12 protein-coding genes are annotated in these 13,725 nt (G+C 59.7%); 10 read left to right on the top strand and 2 right to left on the bottom strand.

Annotated elements, in window-relative coordinates:
• The first annotated feature begins 7 nt into the window (after window positions 1-7).
• The 3 genes from dgoD (at window position 8) to QRN50_RS16390 (ending at window position 3,739) form a co-directional block, all read left to right on the top strand.
• Window positions 8-1,213: a galactonate dehydratase gene (gene dgoD, locus QRN50_RS16380; RefSeq protein WP_011267367.1), complete on the top strand. Its 1,206-nt coding sequence runs from the start codon at window positions 8-10 to the stop codon at window positions 1,211-1,213.
• A 326-nt stretch (window positions 1,214-1,539) separates the two neighbouring features.
• Complete coding sequence (locus QRN50_RS16385; RefSeq protein WP_024651876.1) at window positions 1,540-2,850, top strand: MFS transporter; 1,311 nt, start codon at window positions 1,540-1,542, stop codon at window positions 2,848-2,850.
• 79 nt (window positions 2,851-2,929) lie between these two features.
• Complete coding sequence (locus QRN50_RS16390; RefSeq protein ID WP_011267369.1) at window positions 2,930-3,739, top strand: IclR family transcriptional regulator; 810 nt, start codon at window positions 2,930-2,932, stop codon at window positions 3,737-3,739.
• A gap of 11 nt (window positions 3,740-3,750) precedes the next feature.
• Here the strand turns inward: QRN50_RS16390 and QRN50_RS16395 are convergent, their stop codons facing one another.
• The gene (locus QRN50_RS16395) at window positions 3,751-4,803 is read right to left on the bottom strand and encodes an NAD(P)-dependent alcohol dehydrogenase (protein ID WP_003406175.1); all 1,053 of its coding nucleotides are present in this window, start codon (window positions 4,801-4,803) and stop codon (window positions 3,751-3,753) included.
• A 179-nt stretch (window positions 4,804-4,982) separates the two neighbouring features.
• Here QRN50_RS16395 and QRN50_RS16400 point away from each other — a divergent pair, with 179 nt between their 5' ends.
• On the top strand, window positions 4,983-5,876 hold the full coding sequence (locus QRN50_RS16400) for an AraC family transcriptional regulator (RefSeq protein WP_024639731.1): 894 nt from the start codon (window positions 4,983-4,985) through the stop codon (window positions 5,874-5,876).
• 115 nt (window positions 5,877-5,991) lie between these two features.
• Here the strand turns inward: QRN50_RS16400 and QRN50_RS16405 are convergent, their stop codons facing one another.
• The gene (locus tag QRN50_RS16405; RefSeq protein ID WP_003406170.1) at window positions 5,992-7,647 is read right to left on the bottom strand and encodes an electron transfer flavoprotein-ubiquinone oxidoreductase; all 1,656 of its coding nucleotides are present in this window, start codon (window positions 7,645-7,647) and stop codon (window positions 5,992-5,994) included.
• A 519-nt stretch (window positions 7,648-8,166) separates the two neighbouring features.
• Here QRN50_RS16405 and QRN50_RS16410 point away from each other — a divergent pair.
• The 6 genes from QRN50_RS16410 to QRN50_RS16435 all read left to right on the top strand — a co-directional run bounded on the left by QRN50_RS16410 (window position 8,167) and on the right by QRN50_RS16435 (window position 13,623).
• On the top strand, window positions 8,167-8,916 hold the full coding sequence (locus QRN50_RS16410) for an electron transfer flavoprotein subunit beta/FixA family protein (protein WP_003406168.1): 750 nt from the start codon (window positions 8,167-8,169) through the stop codon (window positions 8,914-8,916).
• Window positions 8,917-9,846, top strand: a complete 930-nt coding sequence (locus QRN50_RS16415; protein ID WP_003366683.1) for an electron transfer flavoprotein subunit alpha/FixB family protein — start codon at window positions 8,917-8,919, stop codon at window positions 9,844-9,846.
• Window positions 9,847-9,962: 116 nt separating this feature from the next.
• Entirely contained in the window at window positions 9,963-10,790 is an 828-nt protein-coding gene (locus QRN50_RS16420; protein WP_011267373.1) for a substrate-binding periplasmic protein, read from the top strand.
• Between the two features lie 10 nt (window positions 10,791-10,800).
• Window positions 10,801-11,154 carry a DUF4398 domain-containing protein gene (locus QRN50_RS16425; protein WP_003409835.1) on the top strand — a complete coding sequence of 118 codons (354 nt, stop codon included), beginning with the start codon at window positions 10,801-10,803 and terminating at the stop codon, window positions 11,152-11,154.
• The gene (locus QRN50_RS16430; RefSeq protein WP_024660987.1) at window positions 11,151-11,966 is read left to right on the top strand and encodes an OmpA family protein; all 816 of its coding nucleotides are present in this window, start codon (window positions 11,151-11,153) and stop codon (window positions 11,964-11,966) included. The genes QRN50_RS16425 and QRN50_RS16430 overlap by 4 nt, the downstream gene beginning before the upstream one ends.
• Window positions 11,967-12,183: 217 nt before the next feature.
• Entirely contained in the window at window positions 12,184-13,623 is a 1,440-nt protein-coding gene (locus QRN50_RS16435) for an aminotransferase-like domain-containing protein (RefSeq protein ID WP_003366691.1), read from the top strand.
• Window positions 13,624-13,725: the final 102 nt, after the last annotated feature.

A 13,725-nucleotide genomic window follows, 5' to 3' on the forward strand; every position in this document is an offset into this window, starting at 1 on the left:
GCAGCAGATGCCGCCGTGCAGTAGCCGCTATCCAATAAGAGAATCAACAAGAGAAACCGCACCCATGAAAATCACCAAACTCACCACGTTCATCGTTCCGCCGCGCTGGTGCTTCCTCAAGGTCGAGACCGACGAGGGCGTTGTCGGCTGGGGCGAGCCAGTGGTCGAAGGCCGCGCGCATACCGTCGCCGCTGCCGTGGAAGAGCTGTCCGATTACCTGATCGGCAAAGACCCGCGCAACATCGAAGACATCTGGACCGTGCTGTATCGCGGCGGCTTCTACCGCGGCGGCGCGATCCACATGAGTGCGCTGGCCGGCATCGATCAGGCGTTGTGGGACATCAAGGGCAAGGCGCTGGGTGTGTCGGTCAGCGACCTGCTCGGCGGTCAGGTGCGTGACAAAATTCGCGTCTACTCGTGGATTGGCGGTGATCGGCCCGCCGACACGGCGCGCGCCGCCAAGGAAGCGGTGGAGCGCGGTTTTACCGCGGTGAAGATGAATGGCACCGAAGAGCTGCAGTTTCTCGACACCTTCGACAAGGTCGACCTGGCGCTGGCCAACGTGGCCGCCGTGCGTGATGCGGTGGGGCCGAATGTCGGCATCGGTGTGGACTTCCACGGCAGGGTCCACAAGCCGATGGCCAAGGTGCTGATGAAAGAGCTGGACCCGTACAAGCTGATGTTCATCGAAGAGCCGGTGCTCAGCGAGAACTATGAAGCACTGAAGGAACTGGCGCCGCTGACCAGTACGCCGATTGCGCTGGGCGAGCGGCTGTTCTCGCGCTGGGACTTCAAGCGCGTATTGAGCGAAGGCTACGTCGACATCATCCAGCCGGATGCCTCGCACGCCGGTGGCATTACCGAAACCCGCAAGATCGCCAACATGGCTGAAGCCTACGACGTCGCACTGGCGTTGCACTGCCCGCTGGGGCCTATCGCGCTGGCGGCGTGCCTGCAACTGGACGCGGTTTGCTACAACGCCTTCATCCAGGAGCAGAGCCTGGGTATCCACTACAACGAAAGCAACGACCTGCTCGATTACGTCAAACACCCGGAAGTCTTCGACTACGACAAAGGCATGGTCAAGATCCCCAACGGCCCCGGCTTGGGCATCGAAATCAACGAAGAATACGTCATCGAACGCGCCGCCATCGGCCACCGCTGGCGCAACCCGATCTGGCGTCATGCGGATGGCAGTTTTGCCGAGTGGTAGAACAGCAAATCCGCTAGCCATCTTTTCGGCGCTCTGCGCTCATTGCCATACATAAGTCCTGAAGAGCCTGGAAAATGGGCGTTCAGGCTTCTGCCCACAGGGCGTGGGAGCGAACTTGTTCGCGAAAAGGCCGACATGTTCTCTGAAAATGTTTCGTTTGAACAATTGTCTTCGCGAACAAGTTCGCTCCTACGGCCTTCGGCCAGAATCAAAAGCGCACTTGCGTATAACGATGAGCGCTCTGCGTGGGAACGAGAATCGGCGTGCCTTCAGCTCGGTTATATCGAAATACAGACCTCAATAAATCCAACAAGAGGCTACATTCCATGCGCACTCGAACTATGGAAGGCGCGGCGTCGCTGGTGACGCCGTCCCGCAAACGTTTCTTTATCATGGTGCTGCTGTTCATCACCGTAGTGATCAACTACCTGGACCGCAGCAACCTGTCGATCGCCGCACCAGCGCTGACCTCCGAACTGGGCCTTGACCCGGTGCATGTCGGGCTGATCTTTTCCGCGTTCGGCTGGACCTACGCCGCCATGCAGCTGCCCGGGGGCTGGCTGGTGGACCGCGTGCCGCCGCGCATTCTCTACACCGCAGCCCTGTTGCTGTGGTCCATCGCGACCATCATGCTCGGCTTCGCCGCCAGCTTCATCGCCCTGTTCGTACTGCGCATGGCGGTTGGTGCGCTGGAAGCGCCTGCTTATCCGATCAACAGCCGCGTGGTCACCACCTGGTTTCCCGAGCGCGAGCGGGCTACCGCCATCGGCGTCTACACCTCCGGACAGTTCGTTGGTCTGGCGTTTCTGACCCCGGTGCTGGCCTGGCTGCAGGCGCACTACGGCTGGCACATGGTGTTTGTCGCTACCGGTGGAGTCGGCGTGCTGTGGGCGTTGATCTGGTACACGGTGTATCGCGAGCCACGTGATTTCAAGGGCGTCAATCAGCAGGAAATTGAGCTGATCCAGGAGGGTGGCGGGCTGGTGGACATCCAGAAGGACGTCGAAAAACAGAAGCAGGCGTTCAGCTGGCTGGACCTGGGTATTGTGTTGAGCAAGCGCAAGCTGTGGGGCATCTACCTGGGGCAATTCTGCCTGAACTCCACGCTGTGGTTTTTCCTGACCTGGTTCCCGACCTACCTGGTGAAATACCGGGGCATGGACTTCATCAAATCGGGCCTGCTGGCGTCGTTGCCGTTCCTCGCCGCGTTTGTCGGTGTGCTGTGCTCGGGCTTCTTCTCCGACTGGCTGATCCGCCGCGGGCATAGCGTAGGCTTTGCACGCAAGTTGCCGATCATTGCCGGGCTGCTGATCTCGACCTCGATCATCGGTGCCAACTTCGTCGACTCCACGCCGCTGGTGATCACCTTTCTGGCGCTGGCGTTCTTCGGCAACGGTCTGGCGTCGATCACCTGGTCGCTGGTCTCGACCCTGGCGCCAGCGCGCCTGCTGGGCCTGACCGGTGGCACGTTCAACTTCATCGGCAACCTCTCTGCCATCGCCACCCCGATCGTGATTGGCTTTCTGGCGTCGGGAGACTCGTTTGCGCCTGCCATTACCTACATATCGGTCCTGGCACTGCTGGGCGCGCTGTCTTACATCCTGCTGGTAGGGAAGGTGGAGCGTATCGAGCTCTGATGTCGACGCGTCTGGACACTGGCGGTGATAATGCCGCCCGTTTTCGATCCGAACCCTTTTGATCCGAGCAAGGTTTTTCATGCATAACGATTCGATCACTCCTGAAAAGACTATCGGCAAGGAATCCGTACCCACCGGGACCCAGACCTTGCTGCGCGGGCTGGGGGTGGTGCAGGCGGTTGCCGGTGGCGCACGGGACCTCAAGGAGATCGCCCGGCTGATCGGCACCACGCGCAGTACCACGCACCGTCTGGCCAGTTGCCTGGTCGAGGAGCGTTACCTGCGCATCGTTCCTCAGGTGGGCTATCTGCTTGGGCCGAAATTGATCGAGCTGGGGTTTCAGGCGCGTGAAGAAGTGCCCCTGGCGATGCTGGCCCGGCCGTATCTGGATCGCTTGTCGGAGCTGACCGGCGATACCGTGCATCTGGCGGTGCGGGAAGGGGATGACGTGCTCTATCTGCACAAGAATCCCGGTCGCAATGGTCCGGAAATGCGTTCGCGGGTCGGGCATCGGATGCCGCTGGTGCGTACCGGTATCGGCAAGGCACTGCTGCTGGACAGTGCTCAGTCCGAGTGGCAACGGCTGTATGAAATCAGCATGCCGAGCACAGGCAGAAATCCGCTATGGCCTGCTCATGAGCAGCAAACCTGGGAGCAGTTGAAGGCGCGGCGGGAGGAGTATGTACAAGGAGGGTATGCATTCGATCTGGAGGACAACGAACCGTCGATCCGTTGTGTCGCAGCGCCGGTGCGTGATGCCAGCAAACAGATCGTTGCCGGCATCAGTGTCGCCAGTACCGTGCCCTACATGCCGCTGGAGAAGATGGCCGAGCTGGTTCCGCTGATCAAAACCATCGCGGCGGAACTCTCGGCCGATCTCGGCGGCTGATCGACAGTCGATCAGGCCTTCAGCGTGGCCATGTCGATCACGAAGCGGTACTTCACGTCACCGGCCAGCATGCGCTCGTAGGCTTCGTTGATGTTACGGATATCGAGCATTTCGATGTCGCAGGTGATGTCGTTCTCGGCGCAGAAATCCAGCACTTCCTGAGTTTCCGCGATACCGCCGATCAACGAACCGGCCAGCACGCGACGGCTCATTACCAGATTGGCTGCGTGTACTGGTGGCTCGATCGGCTCGATCAGGCCGACCAGAATGTGGGCGCCGTCGAAACGCAGGGTTTCCAGGTAGGGGTTCAGGTCGTGCTGCACCGGAATGGTGTCGAGCAGGAAGTCGAAGTGCCCGGCAGCAGCCTTCATCTGTTCGGCATCGGTGGACACGATCACATGATCGGCGCCTTGACGATGTGCTTCCTGAGCCTTGGCGGCGGAGCGGGTGAACAGGGTCACTTCAGCGCCCATGGCCTTGGCGAACTTGATGCCCATGTGGCCCAGGCCGCCCATGCCCAGAATGCCGACCTTGTCGCCCGCCTTGACGCCGTAGTGCTTGAGCGGCGAATAGGTGGTGATGCCTGCGCAGAGAATCGGCGCAGCAGCGGCCGGATCGAGTTTTTCCGGGACGCGCACGACGAAGTGCTCGGCGACCACGATGCTGTTCGAGTAACCGCCCATGGTGTTGCTGCCGTCCACGCGATCCGGCGTGGCGTAAGTCATGGTCGGGCCTTCCAGGCAGTACTGCTCGAGGTCCGACTTGCAGGCCGAGCATTCGCGGCACGAATCGACCATGCAGCCGACACCGACCATGTCACCGACCTGGTATTGGGTTGCACTGCTGCCGGTGGCAGTGACGCGACCGACAATTTCGTGGCCCGGCATCAGCGGGTAGACGGCAATGCCCCATTCGTTGCGTGCCTGGTGAATATCGGAGTGGCAGACGCCGCAATAAAGGATTTCGATGGCAACGTCGTCGGCACGCAGAGCGCGACGTTCGAAGGTCATCGGGGCGAGGGGAGCGGTAGCTGACTGTGCGGCGTAACCGATAGCTGTGTACATGTTTGACCTCGCAAGGTGTGACGGAAGAGAGGCGGACCATTGTCCTGATACGGGCCCTTCGCGGCTATGGTGAATCCTCCGTGTTTCATGCCTATTCCTCCGGCCTGATATTTCAGGGTCGGCGCTGAGGCGCAAATCTGCGATGATACGGCTGTCTGTTTCTCTGTCAGGCTGTGCCCATGACCTTACCTGTTATGCCGGATGGCAATGCCACCCTTGTTTCCCTGATCCAGCCGCTGGCGGTGCGCCCGGGGTTTGTCGCTACGTCGTTGCCGGAGGTCCGCGTGCTTTCGGCGTTTGGTTATGTCGCCAGCAGCCCGCAGATCTACGAGCCGAGCCTGATGATCGTGGTGCAGGGCAGCAAGGTCGCGTGCCTGGGGCCGCGTACGTTCGAATACGGCACCGGGCATTACCTGATTCAGGCGCTCTCTGTGCCGTTCAAGTGCGAAACCTTTGCCACTCCGGAAAAGCCGCTTTACGGCGTTTCGGTGGCCATCGACCGGGTATTGCTCGGTGAGCTGGTGCAGGCGATGGGCCCGGTCACCGGGCACGAGAGTCAGGTGCAGACACCGGAGTCCATGACCTCGGTGCGCATCGACAACACCATGCGCGACAGTGTCGAGCGTCTGCTGCGTTGCCTGCATGATCCGCTGGAGTGCCAGGCCATGGGCCAGGCACGGATTCGCGAGGTGCTGTACACCGCGCTGCGTGGACCGCAGTCCGGGGTGTTGCGTGCACTGGTCGAACAGCAGGGGCAGTTCGCGCGAATTGCCTCGGCCGTGACCTATCTGCATGAGCATTATGACCACGCGCTGAACGTCGACACGCTGGCCAGTTGCGCGAACATGAGCACGTCGACCTTTCATGAACATTTCAAGCGCAGCACGCTGTTGTCGCCGGTGCAGTACCTCAAGCGCCTGCGCCTGCTCAAGGCTCAGCAATTGCTGGTGGCCGAGGGCCTGGGTGTGGCGCAGGTCGCGCTGAAGGTCGGCTATCAAAGTGCGTCGCAGTTCAGTCGTGAATACAAACGTTACTTTGAGCGCAGACCGGGCGAAGAGGGATGTCGGGGTTAGCTGCAAGCTTCAAGCTGCAAGCTTCAAGATCAAAGCTTGTAGCTTGTAGCTTGTAGCTTGTAGCTTGTAGCTTGTAGCTTGTAGCTTGTAGCTTACAACTTGCAGCTGCTTCACCTCACATATTCGGGTAGGTCGGGCCGCCAGCACCTTCCGGTGCCACCCAGGTGATGTTCTGCGAGGGGTCCTTGATGTCGCAGGTCTTGCAGTGCACGCAGTTCTGCGCGTTGATCTGGAAGCGTTTCTCGCCGTCTTCCTTGGTGATGACTTCATACACGCCGGCCGGGCAATAACGCTGAGCCGGCTCGTCGTACAGCGGCAGGTTCTTGCTGATCGGGATGCTCGGATCGGTCAGCTTCAGGTGGCAGGGTTGTTCCTCTTCATGGTTGGTGCTGGAGAGGAATACCGAACTGAGCTTGTCGAAGCTGAGCTTGCCGTCGGGTTTCGGGTAATCGATCTTCTTCGAGTCGGCTGCCAGCTTGAGGCAGGCGTAGTCCGGCTTGGTGTCATGCAGCGTGAACGGCAGCTTGCCACCGAAGATGTTCTGATCGATGAAGTTGAATGCGCCGCCCTTGATCGCGCCGTATTTGTGGATCGCCACGCCAAAGTTGCGGCTGGCGAACAGCTCTTCATGCAGCCAGCTGGCCTTGAAGGCATCCACGTAGGAGGTCAGCACGTCGCCGCCTTCCTTGCCGGCCAGCAGCGCGTCGGCCACCGAATCGGCAGCCAGCATGCCGGACTTCATCGCCGTGTGGCTGCCCTTGATCTTGGCGAAGTTCAGCGTGCCCAGATCGCAGCCGATCAGCGCGCCACCGGGGAAGACCATTTTCGGCAGGGAGTTCAGGCCGCCCTTGGTGATCGCGCGGGCGCCGTAACTGATGCGCTTGCCGCCTTCCAGGTATTGCTTGATGACCGGGTGATGCTTGTAGCGCTGGAATTCGTCGAACGGCGACAGGTACGGATTGCTGTAGGACAGGTCGACGATCAGACCGACCACTACCTGATTGTTTTCCAGGTGGTAGAGGAACGAGCCGCCCGGATTGTCATCGTTCAGCGGCCAGCCTGCGGTGTGAACCACCAGCCCCTGTTCGTGTTTTGCCGGGTCGACTTCCCAGATTTCCTTGAGACCGATAGCGTAATGCTGCACGTCGGCTTCGTCGTCGAGGTTGAAGCGCTTGAGCAGCTGCTTGCCGATGTGACCACGGCAGCCTTCGGCGAACAGCGTGTACTTGGCGCGCAGTTCCATGCCGGGGGTGTACAGGCCTTCCTTCGGATTGCCTTCGCGGTCGACACCCAGATCGCCGGTGACGATGCCGCGTACCACACCGTTCTCGTCGAACAGCGCTTCCTGGGCGGCAAAGCCCGGATAGATTTCGACACCGAGGTTTTCAGCCTGCTGAGCCAGCCAGCGGCACAGGTTGCCCAGCGAGATGATGTAGTTGCCATGGTTGTGCATGGTCTTGGGGACGAAAAAGTCCGGTATTTTCTGGGCTTTTTCGGCATCGCGCAGCATATAGATGTCGTCGCGCTTGACCGGCGTGTTGAGCGGGGCGCCCAGTTCCTGCCAGTTGGGGAACAGTTCATTCAGCGCGCGGGGCTCGAACACGGCACCGGAGAGGATGTGCGCACCGACTTCGGAGCCTTTTTCCACCACGCAGACGCTGATTTCCTGGCCAGCTTCAGCGGCCTTCTGTTTAAGGCGGCAAGCGGCAGAAAGCCCGGACGGGCCGGCTCCGACGATAACGACGTCGAATTCCATGTATTCGCGTTCCACAGGCTATCTCCTACTCTCAAGGCTCACGGTGTTTTTATGGGCACTGCTTTTTTAGTCGCTGCAGGCCGACGCATGGAGGTATTGAACCGCCCCGTCTTTTAATGGTTCGCATTATATCTACACCACTGCGCGGGTCCAATACAAACGTTTGTTTGAATCGGCCGCAGGCCAGATAAATCAAAGACACCAGACTCGGAACTGGCCGATTTGGCGTATTGACCGGAAAAGGCGTTGCGGTCAATATACGGGCGGTTTTGCGTTTGCCGTAGGCTGAAACGAGGTTCCCGGATTGCGGGCAATCTCTGAAAAGGCATCAGGCAGACGCGCTGCAGGCAACAGGTCAACGTCGCACGGCGCATTTTACACACCCAGCCGCTGCTTGACGGGTGACTCCCGGCTTTTATAGGGCTTTTTAAAGCCGTCCGAATGGCCTGCACGCATAACGATTGCTTGTTGAGGACACATATCGATCGCCTGGTGCCGCCGGGCGACTTCTTTTCACCGGAGAGTGAGGAATCCATGAAGGTTCTTGTAGCTGTCAAACGAGTGGTCGACTACAACGTCAAGGTTCGCGTCAAGGCGGACAACTCCGGCGTCGATCTTGCCAACGTCAAAATGTCCATGAACCCGTTCTGCGAAATCGCCGTTGAAGAGGCGGTTCGTCTTAAAGAGAAGGGTGTAGCCACCGAAATCGTCGTCGTCACCATCGGCCCGACCACCGCTCAGGAACAACTGCGTACCGCCCTGGCACTGGGTGCCGACCGTGCCGTGCTGGTCGAGTCCGCCGAGGAGCTGACTTCTCTGGCCGTGGCTAAGCTGCTCAAGGCCGTGGTCGACAAGGAGCAGCCGCAACTGGTGATCCTTGGCAAACAGGCCATCGACAGTGATAACAACCAGACCGGCCAGATGCTGGCTGCGTTGAGCGGCTACCCGCAGGGTACGTTCGCATCCAGGGTTGAAGTGACCGGTGACAAGGTTGCCGTGACCCGTGAAATCGACGGCGGCCTGCAAACCGTTTCCCTGAGCCTGCCAGCCATCGTGACCACGGACCTGCGTCTGAACGAGCCACGCTACGCTTCGCTGCCCAATATCATGAAGGCCAAGAAAAAGCCGCTTGAAGTGCTGACCCCGGATGCACTGGGCGTTTCCACGGCCTCGACCAACAAGACCCTCAAGGTCGAAGCGCCGGCTGCACGCAGCGCCGGCATCAAGGTCAAGTCGGTGGCTGAACTGGTCGAGAAACTGAAAAACGAAGCGAAGGTAATCTAAATGACGATCCTGGTTATCGCTGAACACGACAACGCGACCGTAGCCCCGGCTACGCTCAACACCCTTGCTGCTGCCCAGAAGATCGGCGGTGACATTCATTTGCTGGTGGCCGGTTCCGGCGTGAGCGCCGTTGCCGACGCCGCCGCCAAAATTGCCGGTGTGACGAAAGTGCTGGTGGCCGACCACGAAGCCTACGCGCACCAACTGCCTGAAAACATCGCTCCCCTGGTTGTAGAGCTGGCTGCGGGCCATAGCCATGTTCTGGCTGCGGCAACGTCCAATGGCAAGAACATCCTGCCGCGCGTCGCTGCGCAGCTGGATGTCGACCAGATCTCCGAGATCGTTTCGGTGGTGTCCGCCGACACCTTCACGCGTCCGATCTACGCCGGTAACGCCATCGCCACCGTGCAGTCGACGGCTGCAGTCAAGGTCATCACCGTACGAGCCACCGGCTTCGATCCGGTGGCTGCAGAGGGTGGCTCGGCCGCTGTTGAAGCGGTTTCGGCTGCTCACGATGCGGGCAAGTCCAGTTTTGTGGGTGAAGAACTGGCGAAATCCGATCGTCCGGAGCTGACAGCAGCGAAGATCGTCGTTTCCGGCGGTCGCGGCATGCAGAACGGCGACAACTTCAGGCACCTGTACACGCTGGCCGACAAGCTCGGTGCGGCAGTGGGTGCTTCCCGCGCTGCGGTCGACGCCGGTTTCGTACCCAACGACATGCAGGTCGGTCAGACCGGTAAGATCGTTGCGCCTCAGTTGTATATCGCGGTCGGTATTTCCGGTGCGATTCAGCATCTGGCCGGTATGAAGGATTCCAAGGTGATCGTTGCGATCAACAAGGATGAAGAGGCGCCGATCTTCCAGGTCGCCGATTACGGTCTGGTGGCTGACTTGTTCGAAGCCATCCCCGAGCTGGAGAAGCTGGTTTAAGCCACGCGCTTGCACTATAAAGAGAACCCGTTCGATTCGGGGTTCGCGCACCGGCGGTTTACGGTGCGCCTGCCCGGATCGAACGGGTTTTTTATTGAGTATCGAAAGGACTTCTCATGGTGCATTCCCGGCTGCTGTCTTCGCTTCTCTTCGGGCTGATCACGCTGCCGACGCTGGCATCCGCCGCAGGCAAGTGCGAGCGTCTGATCGTGACCGGCAGCCCGGACGCGCCGCCTTATCTGTGGCGTGATCCCCAGGACCCGCGGCACCTGATGGGCGCCAATGCCGATCTGCTGACGCAGGCAGCGGGCGAGCTGGGTATCAAGGTCGAATTTCTGTATGGCGGCAAGCGCAGTCAGGCACTCGAAGAAGTGCGCACCGGACGCATGGACCTGCTGGCTGACGCACCGTTGAATGCCGCACAACTCGAAGCGCTGGATTACATTCATCCGCCGATCGTGCAGAACGAGATCATGGTCTGGACGCGTCACGATCACAGCGTGCCGTTCAATGCCGTCAGCGAGCTGCAGGGCCATCCCGGCGCCATGTCGGAAAAGACCCGTTTGACGCCTTCCTTTGATGCGCTGGCCAGACAGAATCTGACTCTGGAGCGCCTGCCTGCACTCACGCCTGCCTTTCAGAAGCTGGCCTTGGGTGAGGTGGATTACGTGCTTGCCGGGCGTTATGCCGGTATGGTTATGGTGCAGACGCTAGGTCTTTCCACAGACCTGACAGCGCAGCCGTTACCGGTCGATACACCGGGTTTTTACCTGGCCTTGTCGTTCAACTCGGCCTGCAATGAACCATGGTTGCGCGGACAGCTGGCGAAAAAGATGACAGAATCGGCCGCCTCTGGCCTTGCGGGCGATGTCATCAGGCACAACCTGGCATTGTGGAAAGCCCAACTGCTGCAGCCTGCCAGCGCCAGCGCACCCAACAAGTAGGGATGTTTTTGTGAGTATTCGTTTTTCAATTGCCGTCATGGCAATCGCCACGCTGGCCGGCTGCGCCAGTGATCCGGTACCAACCGAGCAGTTCAAACTGACCGAGCAGGCGCTGGAGCAGGCCAAGGCGGTCGGCGCCAGTGACGATCAACCCGAGATGGAAGTCGCTCAGGCCGGATTCGCCGAAGCCCGCGCCTCCATGGCAAGCCACGCCTACAAGGACGCGCGCATGAAAGCCGAGCAGGCCGAGCTTGATGCGCGCCTGGCCGAGGCGCGAGTGCTGACCCTCAAGAGCCAGGAGCAGATCAATCAGTTGAATACCCGCCTCAATCGCTTGCGCAAGCAGCTGGGGGAGGCGCAATGAAGCGTATTCCTCGTGTCCTGAGTGTGTGTCTGTTGCTGGGGGCGGCTGGCCTATACGGTTGTGCCGGTCACAAGGACAGTGGCCAGGCCTTGCAGCAGGCCAGTGCCGACTTCCAGAAGGTCAAGGAAGATACCGATGTGCTGCGCAGTGCGCCCAAGGATGTCATTCGCGCGGGTGAATCACTGGCCCGCGCCGAGCGTCTGTCCAGTTATCTGGGAAGCGGTGCCGATGTCGCTCACTACGCCTACCTCAGCAGCCGCTACAGCGAGATCGCGCGTGAGCACAGCAATCTGATGTTGAGCCAGGAGCGTCTGGCGAAAATGGACATGGAGCGTCAGCGTATGCAGCTGGCACTGCGTGAAGCCAAGCTGGCCAGCGCCCAGCAGCAGGGCCGTTGGCTGGAGGATCAGATTCTCAGCCTGGCCACCACCGAAACCGACCGCGGGCTGGTCATGACCCTGGGCGATGTGCTGTTCGACGCCGGACATGCCGAGCTGAAAAACTCGGCCAGTCGCACCATCCTCAAGGTTGTGCAGTTTCTGCAGATCAACCCGCGCCGAGTGGTCCGCATCGAGGGTTATACCGACAGCACGGGCGATCGTCAGGAGAACCTGAAGCTGTCGAAAGACCGGGCACAAGCCGTCGCTGACGTGCTGATGGACCTGGGCATCGATGAAAAACGTATCCATGTCGAAGGCTATGGGCAGGAGTTTCCTGTGAATGCCAATACCTCCGAGCGGGGTCGCGCGCAAAACAGGCGTGTCGAGATCGTTTTCTCGGACGAAAAAGGTCAGCTGGGCGCAGCTCGCTGATAAAAAGCCGGTAAAAAGCCCGACGCCGGAAACGGCCTCGGGCTTTTTTGTCTTTAATCACGTTGATTATGGCGTTTCTGCCCGCGTTTATTTTCACTCAGCAAGCATCAATGCTGGCCTGATTTCAAACTGTTCCCGTACACTTCCGATCTGTGCCGGTTATTACGCATCTGTATGTTCAAAAATAATAAATCACCGGTCTTTTTGAGGCTGTGTCATGACCAATCTCTTGCTCTACCAGCGTATCGCTCAGCAGTTGGCCGAAGACATCCGTCGTGGTGTTTATCAGCCCGGCGAGCGGGTGCCGTCCGTTCGCAAAATGAGTTCGCAGCTCAACGTCAGCCATGCCACTGTATTGCAGGCTTACGCGAACCTTGAAGACCAGGGGCTGATCCGGGCACGTCCTCAGTCCGGCTATTACGTCCATCAAACGCCTGCGCTGACGGCATCGACCCCGGATATCGCGCGGGTCGAGCGGCCCGGCCTGGTTACACGCAGCAGCATTATCCAGCAGGTCCTCGAAGAGTCCCGCCGCGAAGGCGTGTTCGCCCTCGGGGCTGCGGTGCCCCATGTGGATTACCTGCCGGTACGCGCGCTGCATCAGCAACTGGCCAAGGTCACGCGTTTTCACAGTCCGCGGGCCTTCAGTTACATGTTCAGCCCCGGCTTCGAACCCTTGCGCAGGCAGGTCGCGATTCGTATGCGCGACGCCGGGGTGGTGGTCGATCCGTCTGAAGTGGTGATCACTCACGGCTGCGTGGATGCGCTGCAGATGGCCCTGCGGGTGCTGACCCGGCCCGGCGATCTGATAGCCGCCGAATCGCCAGCCTATTACGGGTTGCTGCAACTTGCCGACCTGCTGGGTTTGAAGGTCATCGAAATCCCCAGTGATCCGGCCACCGGCATCAGTCTTGAAGCCTTGCAGCTGGCGGCCAATCAATGGTCCATCAAGGCTCTGGTGCTGACCTCACGGCTGAGCAATCCACTGGGCGGCACCATGCCGGAGGAGCGGCAGAAAAATCTGCTGCGGCTCACCTCGGATTTCGATATCCAGGTGGTTGAAGACGACGTCTATGGCGAGTTGATGTTCGAAGTAGGGCGGACCAAGGCGCTCAAGGCGTTCGACCGGTTGGGGAGGGTGATTTACTGCTCGAGCTTCTCCAAGACCTTGTCGCCGGGTGTGCGCATCGGCTGGATGATAGCCGGCAAATACCAGGCGGAAATTCAGCGCCTGCAAACCTTCAGCACTCACTCGGCGTGCAGCGTCACGCAAATGGCTGTCGCGGCTTACCTCGAAAACGGCGGCTACGATCGGCACCTGCGCTTCATCCGTCTCGAATACCGCAAGAATCTCAGTGCCTATCAGCTGGCGGTGCAGCAGTTCTTCCCCGAAGGCACGCAGATGAGTCGTCCCGCGGGAGGCTTTATCCTCTGGGTCAGTCTGCCGGGCAGGGTCAACACCCAGGAGTTGCACGTGCGTGCGCTTGAGCAGGGCATCAGCATTGCGCCCGGATTGATTTTCAGTAACACCGAGCAGTTCAACCACTGTATTCGTTTGAATTGCGGCATGAAATGGAACAAGGAAGCCGAACGGGCCTTGATGACATTGGGGATTCTGGCCAAGCAGTTATGTCAGGAGGCTGTTCAGGCGTATTGATCGGCAAAGATTTTTGTCAATTCTTCGGAACTCTTGTCTTGTCAGGTTGGCCTCAAAAGGACAGCATGTGTTTCTTTCCGGCTTTTTGCCACTGTCTTGCCT

Origin of the sequence: Pseudomonas sp. MEJ108 (assembly GCF_030208985.1) — a bacterium.
Classification (GTDB): Bacteria; Pseudomonadota; Gammaproteobacteria; order Pseudomonadales; family Pseudomonadaceae; genus Aquipseudomonas; species Aquipseudomonas fragariae.